This is a genomic window from Pseudomonas fjordensis, assembly GCF_976987115.1.
Genome location: NZ_OZ336860.1, coordinates 2,812,388 through 2,831,953, shown reverse-complemented (window position 1 = coordinate 2,831,953; position 19,566 = coordinate 2,812,388). Strand labels below are relative to the sequence as shown.

Below are 19,566 nucleotides of genomic sequence, written 5' to 3'. Positions count from 1 at the left end.
GTATCTACACAACTTTGTAGCCTGTAGCAGCAGCCGGTAACCACGATGCGAAGCGAGCCGCTCTTGATCTGGCTCTTGATCTGCTCTTGATCTGCTCTTGATCTTGATCTTAGGCGCCCCGTCAAACCACGCTGGCCGGAATTCGACAGGGATTTGGGGGGTAAACCGGCAGGGATGCCGGTTTAGCCGCCCCGCGCCATGGATGGCGCGTGGCGGCGGCCCCCCAAATCAATGTCGGATTACGGGCACACCGAGCCTAGGCGAGGTGCCGAGTGGTGGGGCAAGAGCGTTTTGCTTACTTTTGCGCTTTTCAAAAGTGAGCCGCCGTCAGGGCGGAACCCTAAGCGGCCGTTACCGCAGCAATGGATATGTACACAATCCAACTGTGTTGACTGCCAGGCCGCCTTCGCGAGCAAGCCCGCTCCCACAGTTTGATCGTGGGGCATCGGGTAGATAGGCGTCGGCTGGGAGGCCGCCATCGCAGGCAAGCCAGCTCCCACATTTGGACTGCGGCGCGTCAGCTAGATCAGCGTCGGCTGTCAGGCCGCCATCGCAGGCAAGCCAGCTCCCACAATTGATCTGCAGTGCCTGCTCGAACGCCTGCCTGCACTTAATGATTACGACGCGGCACCTTCCATTCACGATGGGGGAATTTGTACAGATAGTTCAGGTTATCCATATCGAATCGGCCATCCTCCTTACCGGGGCCACCGAAGAAGCTGATGCCGATATCCAGCTTGCGCAGCAGCTTGGGACGTGAAAGTAACTCCTTGGCCGCGTGGTGTGCCTCTGGTGAAAATGTCCTGTCGGTGGCAACCAGGCCGGCGGCTTCTTTCAACTCATTGAAGTTCACATAGCTGTCTGTCGCCCCTGCGGCGAATTCGCGGAAGTGGTCGCGGATCAGCCCTATTAGTTGTCGGTCAGTCACACTAGCGTACGGGCGCGTGTCGGGGACGATGGCCTGGGTTTCAGCGCTTCGTGCCTGTCGATGGCTAGCTTGGCGTGAGCGACTGTCAGCATCCGGTTGCTCGGGTAGAGCGGTGAAAGCGCTAGTGGAAGATGGCTTTATTGAAAATGTCATGCTGGGCCTCTGATTCATTCAGGGATTGATTGAAAAATCCACCTTGTGGGTGGTCGTCACTCAACCTGCCGTTCCATTTATCACCGCCCGCTCGACATGCATTGTTAAAGGCCAGCAATCCATATCCCTTTAATTTGCAGGACGTTTCCTAGACAATCCTTTGGCCTTGCGCCCGCTCATTTCGCTGGCTAGCCTTCGCTTCGTCGCTGCATATCAGCGATCGGGTGTGAGATCCCGTTATTAGCAGGCGCAATGCGCTACAACCGTCTATGGCGGCTGTGTGCGGGCAGACTTCGGTCTGGCCGGGTCCTGTTTTCCGGTATCTCACCCCGCACATAGCTGCCACCTTTTGACGTGTGAGATCGGCAAAAGAATGGCTCCCAATCCAAGCAGGAGCTTTATCCATGAACAAACTCATCCCCGACCCACCCTTCCCGATTTTCGTCGCCCACGAAGACCTGAGTTTCGAAGACGCCATCGCCAGCATCTCCTCGCTACTGCGCTGCGCCGCCACCACCGCCACCGAAACCGCCGAGGGCCTCAAAGGCACCCAGCGAGACATGGCCTGCTCCACCGCTCACCTGATCGACATGGCCCGCACCCTCGCCGACCGTGCGCTGGATTGCCTGCAACCCAAGGTATGACGTAACCCCAGCCTGGGTGTGTGCAGGCACCCAGGCACTTAGGCGCTTCCCCTCCTGACCACTGATCGGAACTGGTATTTACGACAGTATCCGCCCGCGCGATTCCCGATTTAGCTGTACGGAACGTCCCAAGCGGGAAGCATCCAGGAGAGCGCAAACAATGAACAGACCCGTACTTTATGCCCTTGCCACCTGCTGGCTGCTAATGTCTTCACGGCTGTTCGCAGCCGAGGCATTATTTCTGCTGGGCCCACAGGTATCAGCCCAGTCCACGGCAGGCCATCCGGCGAACAGCGCCTTGAAAGCCATCCTCGACGATCAGACCACAGTACAAGTCAACCAATTGACCCTGGATGCTGGGTTGCTGACAACCGATATGCAGGAATTGGCGTTTCCCCTGGAGGAAGGCCTGGTTGTCGTGGCGAGTAAGTTTCAAGCCGAATTCGCCAGCACTCGCCTGTTCACCTGGCATGGACGCCTTCCCGATCAGCGCATGATCAACGCCGGGGTGCAAACCGGCAAAGAAGTGCCGGTGGACGAGCTCAATAGCGCGATACTGGTGCGCAATGGCGATCAAGTCTCCGGTTCTATTCATTATCTCGGCCAGCTGTATCAAATCGTTCCGGTGGGCGCGGGAGAACACGTCATCGTTAAAGTAGACACCTCCAAATACCCTGAAGACCTCGTCCTACCGGTTGATCCCCCCCTGGAACATTCCCCGGCAGCACCGACTAGCACTGCGCTAAGCGCCATTCGTGTACTGCTGATCTACACCAACCAGGCCAAGGCGGCGTGGCCCGATATGGAAGGCCATGCCGCACTGATGTTCGCTGAAGCCAATCAAGGCATGGCCCATAGCGACGTACCGATCTATTTTGAGAGCGCAGGGGTCTATCACCTCGACTATTCCGATAAGCAGGGAACGGACGGTTACAGCCAAATGCTCGTGGACCTCAGGACACCCACCCATGCGGCCCTGGGCGGGCCGGTAAGTTTATTGCGTGAACAACAACGGGCCGATCTGGTTGTCATGGTCAGCAAGGCCAGTATCTATTGCGGGCTGGCCTACGTGAATGCGCCCAAGGGTTACGCCTTCAGCATCGTCAGTTGCCCAACCGGCAACTACACTTTCGCCCATGAGATGGGGCATAACTTTGGTTTGAACCATTATTCGGATGTGCCGGCAGGCCAATACGGCGATGGCTTCGGCTATCAACAAAAAGGGCATAGTCCTTTCTGGCGTACGACCATGGCCTACGACTGCATACCGGCGTGTCCAAGGGGCAATTATTGGTCCAGCCCCAACCGTACATATAACGGCTTGCCCATGGGCATCGCCGGTATTCACAACAGCGTGCGTGTCCTCAATCTACGGCGCGAAGTGCTCGCCAACTTTTACCCACCACTCGAGGCCCAACTGCCTGTCGGCCAATTGGAGATTCCCCTGGATGTCGAGGCCAACCAGACGTTCGTCGCCCGCGCTATAGCGACCGACCCCGGTGGCAGCACATTGGACTATGCCTGGTCCGCGCCTGGCTTCACACCCGAGGTCGGTAGCGCCGATTCGCTGAGCTTGAAAGCCCCGAATGTTGCGCAACCCCTGAGAAAACCCATTTCGGTGAAATTGACCAACGCCTATGGCACCACCCTACTGAACAAGACCCTCACGATCAGGCCCGCTATTGCACCGATTACCGCCACCATGGATATCCCGCCGACCGTTATCGCTGGTGGTCAATTGCCCGTCAAGGTCGACGCCTACAGTTCAACCGACAAGCCACTGACCTACGCCTGGTCCAGGACGGCGGGCATGTACACCGGCACCACGGGGGGGCGGCCCAGCGGCATCTATACTGCGGCAGACGTCGATAAAGACACTAACACCACTATTTATGTGACGGTCAGCGACGGCACAAACGAGGTTAAACGCAGTTCGAGCGTCGTCATTCTTACAGCGCTGGCCCTATGCGCTGCGCCCTGGGAGGAAGAAAAAATCTACGCAACCGTTAACGAGAAAGCATCCTACGCCGGCTACAACTATGAGGTTGCGCACTGGACACAACGTCAGCGTCCCGACCTGAACGCTGGGCCAGAGGGCAAACCGTGGCGGAAGTTGAGTAGCTGTTCCCATTGATTGCAGCAATTGAAGAATGGGACAGCGGGGGCAGCGTGTTCGCAATACAGGTAAACTCCCCTCCTTTTCATCTTCTCCACGGAGTTCGCCTTGCGTCTGTTTCATACCTCCGACTGGCACTTGGGCCAAAACCTCCACGGCCAGGAACGCGACTTCGAACACGCCTGTTTCCTTGAATGGCTGCTGGGCCAACTCAAGGCCCAGCGCCCGGATGTGCTGTTGATCGCCGGCGATATCTTCGACACGGTCAACCCGCCGCTCAAGGCCCAGGAGCGCTTGTATGACTTCATCATCAGCGCCCACGAACAACAGCCGACACTGACCATTGTGATGATCGCCGGTAACCATGACTCCGGCTCGCGCATCGAACTGCCTGCGCCCCTGATGCGCCGCCTGCGCACCCATGCCCTGGGCCGGGTGCTGTGGTTGGATGACGGCCAACTGGATGCCGACCGCCTGCTGATCCCGCTGCCCAATGCCAAAGGCAAGATCGTCGCCTGGTGCCTGGCGCTGCCCTTCCTGCGGCCAGCGGAAGTCACCGGTGCCCAGTTGGGCGATGATTACCTGCGCGGCATCGGCCAAGTGCATGAATGGCTGATCGCGGCCGCCAATGCCAAGCGCAACAAAGGCCAGGCGTTGATAGCCATCAGCCATGCGCACATGGCCGGTGGCTCGGTATCCGAAGACTCCGAACGCAGCCTGATCATCGGCAATGCCGAGGCACTGCCCGCCACACTGTTCGACCGAAGCGTGGCGTATGTGGCCCTCGGCCATTTGCACAAGCCGCAAAAGGTCAATGGCGAGGAGCGCATTCGCTACAGCGGCTCGCCGATACCCTTGTCGTTCTCCGAAATCGGCTACAAGCACCAGATTCTCGACGTGACGTTCCAGGGCGAAAGGCTGGTGGGCTGCGAACCGATCCTGATCCCCCGCTCCGTCAACCTGCAACGCCTGGACGCCGCGCCCCTGGCCGATATCCTCAAGCAACTCGGTGAACTGCCCGACATCGACCTGCTCGCCGAAACCCAGCGCCACCCCTGGCTGGAAGTGCGCGTGCGCCTCGACGAGCCGCAACCAGACCTGCGCCAACAGATCGAAACCGCGTTGCAAGGCAAGGCCGTGCGCCTGGTGCGTATCGCCGCCGAATACGCCGGCACACGCGGCAGCGCAGAGGCAGACGATGCGCAACTGATCGAACTCGACCAGCTCACGCCCCAGGAACTGTTCAGCCGCGCCTGGCAGGACAGCTACGGCAGTGAAGTGGATGAACAGACCTTGAAGGACTTCGCCGTGCTGCTCCAGGAAGTGCAACAGGAGGGCGAACAGCCATGAAGATTCTCGCCATCCGCTTGAAAAACCTCGCCTCCCTGGCGGGCCCGTTCGAAATCGACTTTACCGCCGAGCCCCTGGCCAGTGCGGGCCTGTTCGCCATCACCGGGCCGACTGGCGCGGGTAAAAGCACCCTGCTCGATGCGTTGTGCCTGGCGCTGTTTGGCGCGGTGCCGCGCCTGGGTGATACCGGCCAGGCCAAAATGCCGGATGCCGACACAGATATTTCCATCGGCGACCCGCGCACCCTGATTCGCCGCGGCACCGGTGGTGGCTATGCCGAGGTGGATTTTGTCGGTGTCAGTGGCCGTCGCTACCGTGCGCGCTGGGAAGCCAACCGCGCTCGCGACAAAGCCAGCGGCAAGTTACAGAACAGCCGGCAAAGCCTGATCGACCTGGACAGCGACCAACTGCTGGCCAGCCAGAAAACCGAATACAAGACCCAGCTGGAATTGGCCCTGGGCCTGAACTTCGAGCAGTTCACCCGTGCGGTGCTGCTGGCGCAAAGCGAGTTCAGCGCCTTCCTCAAGGCCAATGACAATGAGCGCAGCGAGCTGCTGGAAAAGCTCACCGACACCGCGCTCTACACCCAGCTCGGCCGCCGTGCGTTCGACAAGGCCAAAGAGGCCAAGGACGCCCACAAACAGCTGCAGGACCAAGCCACCGGCGTGGTGCCCCTGGCCCCCGAAGCCCGCGCCGAGCTGGACCAACAGCTGGCCGAAGCTCAGCAACAGCTCAAGACCCAACAAGCCCAGCTCAAACAGTTGGAGTTGCAGCACACCTGGCTCAAGGAGTTGCGTGAATGGCAGGAGCGCCATCAACATGCCGTGGAGCAACTGCAACGCGACGAAGCAACCTGGGCAAGCCAAGGCCAGCAACGCCAGGACCTGAGCCTGCTGGAGCAGTTGGCACCGCAACGCCATCACTTCCTGCGCCAGGCAGAACTCGCCACCTTGCTGACGCCCTTGGCGGCGCAGATTGCCCAGCACCTCGAGCAACAAACCGCCCTGCACACCCGCCAGGAACAGGCGCAACACCAGCAAGTGGCCGCCCAGGCAGCACTGGCTGAGGCCCTGAAAAACCAGGCCGACGCCGCGCCCCTGCTGCGCCAGGCCATCGAGGAGCAAAACACCCTCGCCCACGTGAGCCGCGAACTGGCCAAGCGCAACGAGGAAAAACACCAGCACGAAAGCGCCTGTACCGAAGGCCAGGCCCTGCTCGACGGCTTGCAACGCACGCAGGCCCAAGGCACCGAGCGCCTGCAACGCCTGGCCACCGAGCTTGAGCACAGCGCCGCCCTCGCGCCGCTGAGCGATGCCTGGAACGCCTACCGTGACCGCCTGCAACAGCTGGTGTTGATCGGCAATCGCCTCAACCAAGGCCAGGCCGAGCTGGGGCAGCTCGAACAGCGCGCCAGCGCCGCCGCCGAACAGTTCACCCAGCAGCGCGAAGCCCTGGACCTGCTCTACCACGAGGCCGGTGCCGAACCGCACGCGGTGGCCGAACAAATCCAGTTACTGGCCAGCCTGCTGCAAGACAATCGCAAGCAACAACGCGCCTTCGAAGACCTGGCCCGCTTGTGGGACAGCCAGCAACAGCTGGATCAACAGGCCGCTGCGCTGACGCAAAAGCTTGCCGAGGCCGCGCAAAAACGCGAACAACTGAACCAGACCGGCCTGCAAACCAAGGCCGAACTCACCGTTGCCGAACAAACCCTGGCGGTGACCAAGCAACTGCTGGAGCGCCAACGCCTGGCCCGCAGTGCCAGCGTCGAGGAATTACGCGAGCAGTTGCAGGATGACCAACCCTGCCCGGTGTGCGGTAGCCACGAACACCCCTATCACCAGCCCGAGGCTCTGCTGCAAAGCCTGGGTCGCCATGATGAAAGTGAAGAGGCAGCGGTGCAGAAAGCCGTCGACAGCCTCAAGGAAAAACTCACTGAATTGCGTGGTGAAGTGGGTGGCCTGATCGCTCAGCAAAAAGAATTCCTGCAACAGCAGGAACAGCTGGCCACGCAGCAGCAGGGTTTGGGACCGAGCCTGCAAGCCCATCCGCTGTGCGCCTCGCTGTTCAACCAGGACGTCGACAAGCGCAGCCCTTGGCTGGCCCAGCAACTGGCCCAATTGACCCAAAGCATCAGCCAGGACGAACAACGCCAGGGCGCCCTGCTCAACCTGCAACAGAACGCCGGGCGCTTGCAGCAACAATTGCAAGCGGCCCAGGACGCCAGCCAGCAAGCCCGGCAATTGCTGGTGGACCAACAGCGGCAACTGGCCGGCGACCGCGAACGCCTGGAGACGGAACTCAGCGCCTTCGCCAGCCTGTTGCCCGCCCAGACGCTGGAGGGTTTGCGCAGCGCGCCTGCGGCGACCTTCATGCAGCTTGACCAGCAGGTCAGCCAGCGCCTTGAGCAATTGGGCCATCAACGCGACGAGCAGGCCGAGCAGCAAGAGCGCCAACAGGCCATCGAGAAACAACACACCCACCAGCAGCATCGTCAGCAGCAACTCGATGCCTTGAATCTGCAAGTCGCCGAGCTGGCCGACCAGCAACACGCCGTCCAGGAAAAACTCCGCGCCTTGCTAGGGGTCCACCCCAGCGCCGAACACTGGCAACAGCAACTGGAGCAAGCCGTCACCCAGTCCCGCCAGAGCGAGACCGACGCCAACCAGGAACTGCATGCCGTGCACACGGCCCTGGTACAGCTGGCCGCCGACCTCAACGCCCAGCAGCAACGCCAGCAGGCATTGGAGGCGGAACAGCAAGCCCTCGCGACACGCATTAGCGAATGGCGCGCCCTGCACCCCGAACTGAATGATCAAGGCCTGGCACGCCTGTTGGCCTTCGATGAGGCCCAAGTCGCGCAGTTACGCCAGCACCTGCACAGCAGCGAAAAGGCCGTGGAGCAAGCCAAGGTTCTGCTGCACGAGCGCGAACAGCGCCTGGCCGAACACCAGGCCCTGCACAACGGCAACCTGGAGGCCGAGCAACTGGACGCCACCCTGGCAACGCTTAACCAGCAACTGCTCGAGGGTGAGAAACACTGCGCCGAACTGCGCGCACGCCAATCCGAAGACCAGCGTCGCCAGAATGCCAACCAGGCCCTGGCCGAACAGATCGCCAAGGCTTACGAACAATGGCAGCGCTGGGCACGCCTGAATGCGCTGATCGGCTCGGCCACCGGCGACACCTTCCGCAAGATCGCCCAGGCCTACAACCTCGACTTGCTGGTGCACCACGCCAACGTGCAACTGCGCCAACTGGTGCGCCGCTACCGGCTTAAACGCGGCGGCAGCATGCTCGGGCTGTTGGTCATGGACACAGAAATGGGCGATGAACTGCGCTCGGTGCACTCGCTGTCCGGTGGCGAAACCTTCCTGGTGTCGTTGGCACTGGCGTTGGGGCTGGCGTCGATGGCGTCGAGCACCTTGAAGATCGAGTCGCTGTTTATCGACGAAGGCTTTGGCAGCCTCGATCCCGAGTCATTGCAACTGGCAATGGACGCCCTGGACGGCTTGCAAGCCCAGGGCCGCAAAGTGGCGGTGATCTCCCATGTACAGGAAATGCATGAACGCATCCCGGTGCAGATTCAGGTCCAGCGCCAGGGCAACGGCCTGAGCACGTTGGAGGTCAAGTGAGCGAAGCGCTGCTGTATTCGTTCCGGCGCTGCCCCTATGCAATGCGCGCGCGGCTGGCGCTGCGCTACTCCGGCGTGGCGGTGCGCATTATCGAAGTCAGCCTGAAAGCCAAGCCGGCCGAGATGCTCAAGCTGTCGCCCAAGGGCACGGTGCCGGTGCTGAGTGTCGAAGGTCGAGTGATCGAGGAAAGCCTGCAGATCATGCAGTGGGCACTGGCGCAGCACGACCCGGATGATTGGCTGCTGCAAGGTGACCCTGCGGTGCTGGCGTTGATTACCGAGAATGATCAGGTGTTCAAGCATCATTTGAATCGATACAAGTACGCCGAACGCTACCCGGAGCACTCGATGGAGCATTATCGGGCCGAGGGTGAAGTGTTCTTACAGAAACTGGAAACATTGCTGGCAGACCGTGAGTACCTGCTCGCCGAGCACCTGAGCCTGGCAGATGCGGCGCTGATGCCGTTTGTACGCCAGTTTGCCCATGTGGATCGGGAGTGGTTTGCGAGCACGCCGTATCGGCGTTTGCAGGCCTGGCTGCAACGGTTTCTGGATTCACCGTTGTTTATGGCGGTGATGGCAAAACCCTGAGGCTAATCCAATCAACTGTGGGAGCTGGCTTGCCTGCGATGGCCATAAGTATCTACACAACTCTGTATCGATCCACGGTAACTACGATGCGAAGCGAGCCGCTCTTGATCTTGATCTGCTTTTGATCTTAGGCGCCCCGTCAAACCACGCTGGCCGGAATTCGACAGGGATTTGGGGGGTAAACCGGCAGGGATGCCGGTTTAGCCGCCCCGCGCCATGGATGGCGCGTGGCGGCGGCCCCCCAAATCACTGGCGGATTACGGGCACACCGAGCCTAAGCGAGGTGCCGAGTGGTGGGGCAAGAGCGTTTTGCTTACTTTTGCGCTTTTCAAAAGTGAGCCGCCGTCAGGGCGGAACCCTAAGTAGCCGTTACCGCAGCAATGAATATGTACTCGATATAACAGTGTCGCCCGCCAGGCCGCCTTCGCGAGCAAGCCCGCTCCCACAGTTGGATCGTTGGGGCGCCAGGTAGATATGGGGCGGCTGTGAGGGCGTCATCGCAGGCAAGCCAGCTCCCACAGTTGGATCGTGGGGTTTCAGGTAGATAGGTGTCGGCTGGCAGGCCATCATCGCAGGCAAGCCAGCTCCCACAGTTGACCTTGGCTCAATGGCGCCTCAGTGCTGGCTCTTGTGATCCAGCGCAGCATAGAAATTGGCACTCTGTTGCAGGTACTTCTGGGTATAGGCCGTGACACTGGATTTTTTGCCGGAGACTTCCACGCTAGCAGCGGCAGGCAATGCCACAGTAGCGGAAACAGCAGAAGCAGCAATGATCGAGAAGAGATTGAAATTCATGGCGTTAACCCTTGTGTGCGTTTGGTTGGGTGGCCTGGGAAGGCCTTGGAACCCAACTTACGCCCGAGGGTTGAACCTTAGAAATGCTTTGAAACAGTAGCCGTTATCACTGCCATTAATACAAAGGGTCAGGCCCCGCATTGCGGGGCCTGTGGCTTATTGACGCACCAGAAACTTGAGGTCGCTGGGGGCATCGATCGGCAATTTCTGCACGGTTTTACCCAGCAGGCCAGTCTTGGGGTCGCGTTCAACCACCACGATTTCATTGCTTTTCTGGTTGGCGACCAGCAGGAACTTACCGCTCGGGTCGAGGCTGAACTCGCGCGGATGGTCGCCTTCGACAGAGCGGCGCTGGACTTCCTTGAGGTGCGCAGTGGCCGGGTCGATGCTGAACACCAGCATCTGATTGGCCGTGCCACGGTTGCTCACGTACAGGAATTTGCCGTCGTTTGACGCATGCAACGCTGCACCGGCCTTGTCGGACACCGGTTGGCCAGCCGCATAGTCCACCAACTGGGTTTGCTTAAGCTTGCCGTCGTTGTAGTCGAACACGGCCACCTGGGCGCTCATCTCAGTGGTCAGCCAGGCGTGTTTGCCGTCCGCGCTGAACAGCAAGTGACGCGGGCCGCTGCCCGGTGGCAACTGCACCGACGCCGGGTTGGCCGCGGTGAGTGGTAGCTCGTGATTGGCCTTGGGGTCGTAGCGGTAGGCAAATACCTTGTCTGCGCCCAGGTCCTGCACGAATACATACTTGCCGTCCGGCGACGACACCACCGAATGCACATGGTTGGACGCCTGGCGCTCCGGGTTCACGCGGCTGGCCGGGTGCCCGCTCAACTGCACCGGCGCCGACAGCTTGCCACTGGCATCCACCGGCAAGATCGCCAAGCTGCCACCCGGGTCTTCCACCACCGAATAGTTGGCGACGAACAGGTAACGTCCATCGGCGGCCACGCTGGAATGGGTGGGCTCATTGCCCAGGCTCTGCACCTGGTTGATCAGGGTCAGCTGGTGGTTCTGCGGGTCGATGCTGTAGCTGCTGACACGCCCCACCGGGTCTTCCTGGCCCGGGCCGTTTTCATTGACCACGAACAATTGCTTCTGGTCTTTGGAAATCGTCAGCCAGGAAGGGTTGGCGGTTTTCGCCGCCAGCACCGGCTTGCCGTTGAACTGCCCGGTGCGGCTGTCGAACTGCAGGCGGTAAATACCCTCGCTGCTACCGGCGGTGTAGCTGCCCACCAGCAGTTCATGCACATCGCTGGGTGCGGCCTGTACCGACATCGCACCGACGCTGCCTGCCATCAGCAGGGGCCAGAATTTACGCATCATCATCCGCTTCGTCCTCATCGTTATTGTTGCCGGTGAAGGCGCTCATGCAGATCAAGCGGTGCTCGCCCGACTCACCGGTAAGGGTCCAGCTTTGCAGCGTGTCGTCAAATGTGGCGGCGTCCACCTGCGCCGTGGTGAAGCTCCAGCGTTTTTCGGCCCGGCCATCCATGGCGGTAATCACAAGCTTTAGTTCAGTCAACTCGAAATCAAAGGCATGCAGGCCGTCGATTTCAAGCATGTCGCTGGTTTCAAGCACGGGGCGCAAGGAGGCGGATTCGGCAGTCATAACATCAATCGTTCAGAGGAAAGACCCCATGATAGGGCAAATGGTTGCAGCGGCGTAAATCCTCGCGTGGCCTGCGCCGCGTTTACATGCAGCCACATATCCCGCGCCCTGCTCCACCCCGTGCCGTATCAAGGGTTGACGGCCAGCGCGTGCCAATCGAAATGCTTGATTACCTTTTGCCGATTTCACTGAAAAACCCGCCTCGGTAGTTTCCTTGTTACCTGCCCGCATGACGCGAACAGGGTCACCTCTATGACTAGCACGACTCGACAAGGAAGCTGCACGATGATCCAGGGAAACTACCCCCAGCGTTTTTTTGCCCCTAACCTGCCCCTGTCACTGCCAACACCGGCTGCCCGCCAGACGGTCGGCCCCCATCAAGAACCCTTATCGAATACCGCAAACGACCAACCGCTGAGCCGGCCCCGACGTGCATCCGCACCGTTGCGCACCACAGGGACCACCGCTTCCACCCCGGCCAGCGAAAGCTCGGCGCCGCTCACCGCAACGGCGGTCGCCCACCAGTTCGATACCCGCCCTACGCTGCGTTCAGTGGTGTCGGGGATGCTCGAGGAGGCGATCAAAAGCCTGTACCCCACTTTGGCATTCAATCCCGCCGAAACGGCGGTCGCCGAACCCATTTCAAGCAGCCCGCCCCAGTATCGCCTGACCCCCTTGCTGGACATCGCCCTGAGGCACCTGACCACCGAAGGCGACCTCGACTTTACCGACAAACATGCACTGCCCTGCACGCTGGTCGACCCAGCCACCGGGCACACCCTCAAACCGGCGCCGTCGCCGGATGCCCTGATGCCTGGCATTGATATGCAAGCCATCGAACTGGCCATTCGCAGCCTGCGCGCCCCGCTCAAAAAAACCTTCGAACAGGCCCTGCTCAAGCACTTCATGGCCAGCACCGATGCCCATTCTCAAGGCGACAACCCCTGGCGCTGGCTCAGCGACACGCTGCGCGACACTTTGACCATCGCCGCTCTGAAACAGCCGGGGCTCAGCGCTCAACAGCGCGAAACCCTCGACCAGGTACTGACCTACCCGGACCGTGCGCAGCGCCAAGCGGCCAAAGGCGAGGCCGCGGCGCAGGTGTTTATCCTCGACTCTGCGGTGAGCCATGCCGGTGGCAATGCCTCGCAACTCACCCCAGACCTGCTGATCACGCGCCAGGTCGATGGCCGCATGCAGGTGCTGCACGCCACCGCCGCCGGCGTGGTGACGCCCTATGACTCCTTGCACGCATTCGGCCAAGCCTGGGGCGAGAAAATGGGCGATGCCTTCGTTTTCGACAGCCTGAACTGGAAGCGCCAGGAGCCTGCGGGGAATATTTTCGATACCCAGGCGGCGGTCATCCTCAATGCCATGGTGGAGAACGTTGCGTCCATCGAGGTGCCCACCACCGGCTCGCTTGAGGCGTTGGAGCAGGCTTTCACCCAGGCCAGCGACCCGAGCCCCTGGTTTGTCGGGGCCTATGCACCCAACGCGCGCGAGCTTGAACGCCTGCATGAACAGCTGCCCACCTGGTTCGGCCCGGCAAGCACCGCAGAACGCGACACCTATCGACAGCACGCACTGGCCCTGGCCAGCAGTGTGCGCCGCAACAATGGCCGCACCTTCCTAGACGGCATCCCCGATATCCGCACCTACGCCGAGCAACAGCTCGACCAGCATTTAGCCGGCAAGGGTTACACCGCCAAGGATGTGGAGGTGGTGTTCAAGGTCCCGGTGGGCGATATGGGCAGCAACTACCTGGAACGGGTGAAAATGAGCCTGGTGGACATGGCCCTGGAAAACCTTTCGGGCTTGCCCAAGGGTGAGATGGAAGTCCACCTGCATGGGCAACGGGTCAGCGATGCCAGCCTGCCAAAAATGCTCAAGGACTTGATCAACACCGTGGACATAGGCGGCCACTACCCCGAATTGCTCAAGCGTGAACTGCTGGACGACAGCCCAGCGGCCCGTGATCGGCTGGCACGTTTCATCGAGCAGGTACCCCTGCAGCTCGCGATGCAGGCCTTGGAACTCAAGCTCAAGGGTGAAGCCGGCATCACCGCCCAGGGCCACGCGTTTATCGAAGCCGTCACCCAACCCGGCGCGGGCAGCAAATGGGTGGACGGCCAAGAGATTACCGTGCGGCCCCTGGCGTTTGTGCGCAAGCCGGGAGCGACGCCGGATGTGGTCGCCAATATGTTCATCATCGAACCGCTGGCCAGCGGCGGCGGCCCACACCTTTTATATCGCCCCCAGCTGAAGCCGGCACTGCTGGAGTTCGCCAGCCGCGACGCGCTGCTGGAGGCCATCCGCAAGCCCGGTGCGCTGCAGGAAAGCGTGTTGGCCTGGTTGCCGGACGACAAAGTACGGGCGGTGTACGGCAATGGCGGTTTTCACACGCCCAATATTGCCCGTTTTACCGTATTCAATGAGTTTGACCCGCCTGCTACGCCCAAGCCGACCACTCTGGCTGTCGACGGCTATGCCGCTGCCAGCACGTTACGCCAGGACCTGCTCAATGGCGACCTGGCCACGCACTGGTTCCACTCCAACGCCAACAGCCTGGTTACCCTCGCAGAAGGCCAATCCACTTCCGATGCGCAAAGCCGATGGGCCTCCTACAAGGAACTCGGCTGGCTGCTGTTCAATACCCTGCTGCCGCTGATGCGCGGGCCGGGCGCCATGGCCGGCTGGTTGCTGCAACTGGCCAATGCCGAAAACGACATCAAGCGCCTGTCGACCGCGAACGATCCGGACCCGGCCGGGGCAATGGTCGACCTGCTGGTGAACCTGGGCATGACCCTGACCCATGTCCCAGTTGCCGAACCCACGCCGACGCGCACCTTTGAGCCGTTCAAGCCGAGGCCAGAGACCAGCAACCCTGCGCCTCGCCCCCGTCAGAGCAATGACCCCGTACGCCCTGCGCCCACCATTCACCAGGACCCGAACGCGCCGGTCACCACCGGTTTGGGCGCAGGTACGGCCATCGATATCAGGCTGTCGAGCCCACGCGGACTCACCCCTGAGCTGCGCGCGCACATCGACTCGTTCAAAGCGCCCGCACCGGCAGCTCCCGGCACCCCCATCGCCGAAGGCATCAGGAAGGGCCTGTATCAGGTGGATAACCGCTGGTACGCCAAAATCGACAATCACTGGTTTCGCGTCGCCACCGACCTGGATGGCCCTTACGTGATTGACGAACACAACAAGGCACGCACCGCGCCCTCGATAGCACGGGACGCCCGTGGCAACTGGTATTTTGACTTGGCGCCAAGGCTCAAGGGCGGAATGCCGAAAACGAAAGACTTGCAGAGTACGATCAGACAAAACCTGGAAGCCAGGGCCCGAACCAAAGAGGATTTTCAACGCGGCTGGCAGGAACGCAGCAAGATTTCAAAAGAACATGCTGGCAGCATGGAAAAAATCCGCAACGCCTTTGCCGAGTACGAACAAGCACGAAAAAAACTCAAGACGCTACGCGGCCTGGCAAACAATGAAGCGTCTGCAGACCGTTTCGCCGCGACCTACTCCAATCAGCGGCAGGCCGCCGAAGCACTCAGAGCCGACCTGGACCAACAACTTGAAAACCTCAGGCCGTTGACGCAGTCACTGATAGCGGCCAGCGAGCACAACATCGAAACCTTGGCGCCGAAAAAGATCGGCGGCATTGACGATTTATCCGAGCTCAAAAAGAACCGCTCACTGGAATATCAGCAGACTCTAAGCGCGCTGATCGAGCTAGATAATATATATGTGGGCCTGACCAGCGAAATGCTGAAACATGGCGTGAATGGCGCTTCATTGGCCGAACTGACTGACAAATCCAATAACGGCTTGGAGGTGTCATATAACGAAATGATGGAAGCGTTCAAAATAGGCTATCAGGACACCGAGCACCTGTTGGCAGTGCGACAGACCATCAGTTCCATATTCGAACGCTGGAGGAACGACTCGCCTTTTGGCTACAAGGCCGCCGACAGCTTCCTCAAGCAACGGTATCCGGTATCGCTGGACACCCTGCTACTCACAACACAAGTGAACAGATTGTCGTACCTCCAGCAACTGACCACTACACGGGCTGCACGTCGCCTCGATGAAGCCGTGTATTTTCAGATGAACCGCTTGATGACAGAAAACCTGAAAACCGAGATATTGACCTACGAGGATCTTCGCCAATACCACGACTACACCCTTGAGGAGCGCCATGCCGCATTGATCACCATTATTACCAAGTTCAAACAAGTGCTGAACGACAGTCGACTGATGCAGGAGCAGCGCCCAGAGTTTTTTCGGGTCGAGTACCACCACCGCTTCAACGAATTGCTCAATGAGTTCATCACTCAGGCCGAAACCGAACTGGTCCAGGTGGTCAAAGAAGAGCAGTTTCTGCTTCCTGCCGCGCCCGCGCGCACCAACCAAAGGGCGAAACCGCAGAACCAACGCGTGTTCAGGACCGAGCACCAGGAAACATTTATCGGCACGTTGCGCCCTTCGGAGCCGGGCCGAACCGTCGATATCATCGACGTGGTCGACCCAGGGAGCGGGCAACCCATTGCCAGCTACAGCGAACACCCTGGGGAACGCGGCTGGGTGAAAATCGTCCAGGGACAGCCCACAGCACCTCGCCCAGCCTCACCGCCCAAGCCCTGGTCCACTTATAAGAGTGAGGCGCAAAACCTCATCGACGGCGTGCCGAAGATAGAAAAAACCATCCTCTTTCAGAAAAAGAAACTCGATGACCCGCTATGGCGAGACACTGTCAGCCCCCGCGACTGGAACGACATGCTCGAAGCCCAGGCCAACCTGCTTTTCGAGAAGGCGCAACAGGCACAAGCCGCCCACGGCAACAAGCCGGAAACCGCCGAATGGGTGGCGCGCTGGCGAGCAGCGGCCGAACAAATGCTGCAAAAGGCCCGCCAGCATACCGCTGATGGCTATCTGGTACAGACGCCCACGGCGGAAAACGTCGATTACCTGTGGCGTCACGGTTTTGTCGATATCAACCTGGTACGGCGCGACATCCCGACCAGAAGTGGCGATGTCTTCACCGAGTATGTGGTGCGCAAGAAAAACAAAATCGATGCGTTGTGGTATGCCCACTTCCACTATCCGAAAAAAGGCTGGGCACGTGATGACTTTAGGGCGGCGCACCTGAAAACACCGCAGCAACGCATCAAGACTCAAAAGATGCTGATTGAAGAAGCCGGAAACAACGGGGTCGTTGAGAAACTCATCAAGGCCGCTATCACCAAGCCGCTGGCTGAAAAGCTGTTCTTGAAATTGTGAAACCCTGGGCCTGAGGCCCAACAAAAAGCCGCACAGTGTGCGGCTTTTTGTTCTGCTACCCAGGATTAATGCGCGAACAATGAGTTGCCCTTCTGCCCCGCCAGCTTCTCGGGCTTGATCAGGAACCGCGCCAGCGCCGGCAACAGCCACAGCGCGCCGAACATGTTCCACAGCAGCATAAAGGTCAGCATCAGGCCCATGTCAGCCTGGAACTTGATGGCCGAGAAGATCCAGGTGCACACGCCGATGGCCAGGCACAGGCCGGTGAACAGCACGGCTTTACCGGTGGACTTCAGCGTCTGGTAATACGCCTCTTGCAACGGCAGGCCGGCACGCAGGAAGCTTTCCAGGCGGCTGTAAATGTAGATGCCGTAGTCCACGCCAATGCCCACACCCAAGGCCACCACCGGCAAGGTCGCGACCTTAACGCCAATGCCCATGAACGCCATCAGCGCGTTACCCAGTACCGAGGTCAGCACCAGCGGCAGCACGATGCACAGGGTCGCTGCCCAGGAACGGAAGGTGATCATGCACATGGTCGCTACACACAGGTACACCAGGATCAGGATGATCAGCTCCGACTCCTTGATCACCTCGTTGGTGGCCGCTTCGATCCCGGCATTCCCCGCGGCGAGGATGAATTCCAGGCCGTCCTTGTTGTTTTCCTTGGCGAAGTCCTGCACTGCATGCACGGCGCGGTCGAGGGTTTCGGCCTTGTGGTCGTTGAGGAACACCAGCACTGGCGCCAGGGAGCAATTGTTGTTGTACAAGCCATCGGCACGGGCGATGGAGTTGTTCAGCACATCCGGGTTGCGCGACAGGGTTTCCCATTTCAGGTTGCCCTCGTTCATGCCCTTGATCATTTGCTTGGACACGGTCACCAACGAGATCGCCGACTGCACGCCCTCGGTGTTCTGCATCTTCCACATCAACTGGTCGATGGGCGCCATGGCTTCATAACGCGAGCAGCCTTCGGCCTTGGTCTTGACCATCACCACCAGCACGTCGGAACTGGTGGAGTAATTGCTGATGATGAAGTTGTTGTCCTTGTTGTAGCGCGAGTCCGGGCGCAGTTCCGGTGCGCCTTGGTCCAGATCACCGATCTTCAGGTTCTGGCTGTACCAGAGGCCGCCACCAAAGGCGATCAGGGCCAGGAACACCGAAACCGGCGCGACTTTCGGGCTGGCAAATTTGGACAGCAGGCGCCAGAAGCTATGTTCGCGGTTCGCGTCTTTTTTGCTCTTGGCGATGGCGCGTTTGCTGATGCCCACGTAGGAAATCGCGACCGGCAGCAGGATCAGGTTAGTGAACACAATGACCGCCACGCCGATGGACGCGCCGATGGCCAGTTCGCGGATCACACCGATGTCGATGATCAGCAGCGTGATGAAGCCTACCGCATCCGCCAGAATGGCGATCATCCCCGGCAGGAACAGTTGTCGGAAGGTACGCCGCGCGGCGGTCAGGGCGTTGTCTGCTTCGCTGGATTGCAGGGCAATGCCGTTGATCTTCTGCACCCCATGGGAAATGCCGATGGCGAATATCAGGAACGGCACCAGCATGGAATATGGGTCCAGCCCGAAACCGAAGAAGTGCATCAACCCGAGTTGCCAGACCACCGCCACCAATGTCGTACTCAACACCGCAATGGTGCTGCGCAGGCAGTTGGTGAACCACAGCAGCAGAACCAGGGTGATGACAAACGCAACGCCGAAGAACAGTACCACCATCACCAGGCCGTCGATCAGGTCGCCAACCTTTTTGGCAAAGCCGACAATATGAATCTTGACGTTGGGGTTCTGGGTTTCGAACTTGTCGCGGATCTTGTCTTCGAGTTCATGGGAGAACTTGCGATAGTCCAGGGCCAGCAATTTGCCCTGGTCTTGCGGGTCCGGGTAGGACTCCAACAGCGGGATATCAACGATGCTCGACTTGAAGTCATTGGCCACCAGCCGCCCGACCTGGCCGGACTTGAGCACGTTATTGCGCAACTGGTCGAGGCTTTGCGGCGAGCCGTTGTAGCTCTGCGGGATGACCTCCCCGCCGGCAAACCCTTCTTCGGTCACTTCGGTCCAGCGCACGCTGGGGCTCCACAGCGACTTGAGGCCCGAGCGGTCCACACCGGAGATGTAGAACACCTCGTCGTGGATCTGGCGCAGGGTCTCCATGTACTCCTTGGTGAAGATGTCGCCATCCTTGGCCTCCACCGAAATACGCACGGTGTTGCCCAGGTTGGCCAAATCGTTGCGGTGCTCCATCATTTTTTCGATGAAGGGGTGCTTGAGGGGGATCATCTTTTCAAAGCTGGTGGACGGGCGAATCAAGGTCGCCTGCCAGAACAGGAAGAGGCTCACCAGCAGGCAGATGACGATCACCGCCGGGCGATTGTTGAAGATCAGACGCTCAAGAAAGGTCGCTTTATCGTTGTGATGACTGCTCATTGAATCCCCG

The 19,566-nt window shown here is 60.0% G+C and carries 11 protein-coding genes; 6 read left to right on the top strand and 5 right to left on the bottom strand.

Features of this window, described 5'->3' with window-relative positions; all coding sequences use genetic code 11:
- Positions 1–610 precede the first annotated feature (610 nt).
- Entirely contained in the window at positions 611–1,081 is a 471-nt protein-coding gene (locus ACWHXD_RS12735) for a hypothetical protein (protein ID WP_169918595.1), read from the bottom strand.
- Positions 1,082–1,485: 404 nt separating this feature from the next.
- Between ACWHXD_RS12735 and ACWHXD_RS12730 the strand changes: the two genes are divergently transcribed.
- From ACWHXD_RS12730 to ACWHXD_RS12710, 5 genes are all read left to right on the top strand, one after another.
- Positions 1,486–1,725: a DUF6124 family protein gene (locus ACWHXD_RS12730; protein WP_032892142.1), complete on the top strand. Its 240-nt coding sequence runs from the start codon at positions 1,486–1,488 to the stop codon at positions 1,723–1,725.
- A 160-nt stretch (positions 1,726–1,885) separates the two neighbouring features.
- Positions 1,886–3,859 carry a zinc-dependent metalloprotease family protein gene (locus ACWHXD_RS12725; RefSeq protein WP_032892143.1) on the top strand — a complete coding sequence of 658 codons (1,974 nt, stop codon included), beginning with the start codon at positions 1,886–1,888 and terminating at the stop codon, positions 3,857–3,859.
- Between the two features lie 90 nt (positions 3,860–3,949).
- Positions 3,950–5,191 (top strand): exonuclease SbcCD subunit D C-terminal domain-containing protein, encoded by a 1,242-nt coding sequence (locus ACWHXD_RS12720; protein ID WP_098951755.1) that lies wholly within the window; start codon positions 3,950–3,952, stop codon positions 5,189–5,191.
- On the top strand, positions 5,188–8,826 hold the full coding sequence (locus ACWHXD_RS12715; protein ID WP_138762566.1) for an AAA family ATPase: 3,639 nt from the start codon (positions 5,188–5,190) through the stop codon (positions 8,824–8,826). Before ACWHXD_RS12720 ends, ACWHXD_RS12715 begins: the two co-directional genes overlap by 4 nt.
- A complete protein-coding gene (locus ACWHXD_RS12710) occupies positions 8,823–9,416 on the top strand; it encodes a glutathione S-transferase (RefSeq protein WP_032892146.1) in 594 nt (197 codons plus the stop codon). The genes ACWHXD_RS12715 and ACWHXD_RS12710 overlap by 4 nt, the downstream gene beginning before the upstream one ends.
- Positions 9,417–10,031: 615 nt before the next feature.
- Here ACWHXD_RS12710 and ACWHXD_RS12705 read toward each other — a convergent pair.
- The 3 genes from ACWHXD_RS12705 to ACWHXD_RS12695 all read right to left on the bottom strand — a co-directional run bounded on the left by ACWHXD_RS12705 (position 10,032) and on the right by ACWHXD_RS12695 (position 11,826).
- A complete protein-coding gene (locus ACWHXD_RS12705) occupies positions 10,032–10,211 on the bottom strand; it encodes a hypothetical protein (RefSeq protein ID WP_032892147.1) in 180 nt (59 codons plus the stop codon).
- A 156-nt stretch (positions 10,212–10,367) separates the two neighbouring features.
- A complete protein-coding gene (locus ACWHXD_RS12700; RefSeq protein ID WP_138762565.1) occupies positions 10,368–11,543 on the bottom strand; it encodes a lactonase family protein in 1,176 nt (391 codons plus the stop codon).
- Entirely contained in the window at positions 11,530–11,826 is a 297-nt protein-coding gene (locus tag ACWHXD_RS12695) for a DUF5629 family protein (RefSeq protein WP_032892149.1), read from the bottom strand. Before ACWHXD_RS12695 ends, ACWHXD_RS12700 begins: the two co-directional genes overlap by 14 nt.
- Before the next feature lie 285 nt (positions 11,827–12,111).
- On the opposite strand from ACWHXD_RS12695, the gene ACWHXD_RS12690 reads away from it, so the two are divergent.
- Positions 12,112–17,115, top strand: a complete 5,004-nt coding sequence (locus tag ACWHXD_RS12690; RefSeq protein ID WP_138762564.1) for a dermonecrotic toxin domain-containing protein — start codon at positions 12,112–12,114, stop codon at positions 17,113–17,115.
- 65 nt (positions 17,116–17,180) lie between these two features.
- Here the strand turns inward: ACWHXD_RS12690 and ACWHXD_RS12685 are convergent, their stop codons facing one another.
- Positions 17,181–19,556 carry an efflux RND transporter permease subunit gene (locus tag ACWHXD_RS12685; protein WP_044273422.1) on the bottom strand — a complete coding sequence of 792 codons (2,376 nt, stop codon included), beginning with the start codon at positions 19,554–19,556 and terminating at the stop codon, positions 17,181–17,183.
- Positions 19,557–19,566 lie beyond the last annotated feature (10 nt).

Excerpts from the sequence above, each read along its gene's own strand:
- ACWHXD_RS12735 (WP_169918595.1), bottom strand. The coding sequence starts at position 1,081 with ATGACATTTTCAATAAAGCCATCTTCCACTAGCGCTTTCACCGCTCTA.
- ACWHXD_RS12730 (WP_032892142.1), top strand. The coding sequence starts at position 1,486 with ATGAACAAACTCATCCCCGACCCACCCTTCCCGATTTTCGTCGCCCAC.
- ACWHXD_RS12725 (WP_032892143.1), top strand. The coding sequence starts at position 1,886 with ATGAACAGACCCGTACTTTATGCCCTTGCCACCTGCTGGCTGCTAATG.
- ACWHXD_RS12715 (WP_138762566.1), top strand. The coding sequence starts at position 5,188 with ATGAAGATTCTCGCCATCCGCTTGAAAAACCTCGCCTCCCTGGCGGGC.
- ACWHXD_RS12705 (WP_032892147.1), bottom strand. The coding sequence starts at position 10,211 with ATGAATTTCAATCTCTTCTCGATCATTGCTGCTTCTGCTGTTTCCGCT.
- ACWHXD_RS12700 (WP_138762565.1), bottom strand. The coding sequence starts at position 11,543 with ATGATGATGCGTAAATTCTGGCCCCTGCTGATGGCAGGCAGCGTCGGT.
- ACWHXD_RS12695 (WP_032892149.1), bottom strand. The coding sequence starts at position 11,826 with ATGACTGCCGAATCCGCCTCCTTGCGCCCCGTGCTTGAAACCAGCGAC.
- ACWHXD_RS12690 (WP_138762564.1), top strand. The coding sequence starts at position 12,112 with ATGATCCAGGGAAACTACCCCCAGCGTTTTTTTGCCCCTAACCTGCCC.
- ACWHXD_RS12685 (WP_044273422.1), bottom strand. The coding sequence starts at position 19,556 with ATGAGCAGTCATCACAACGATAAAGCGACCTTTCTTGAGCGTCTGATC.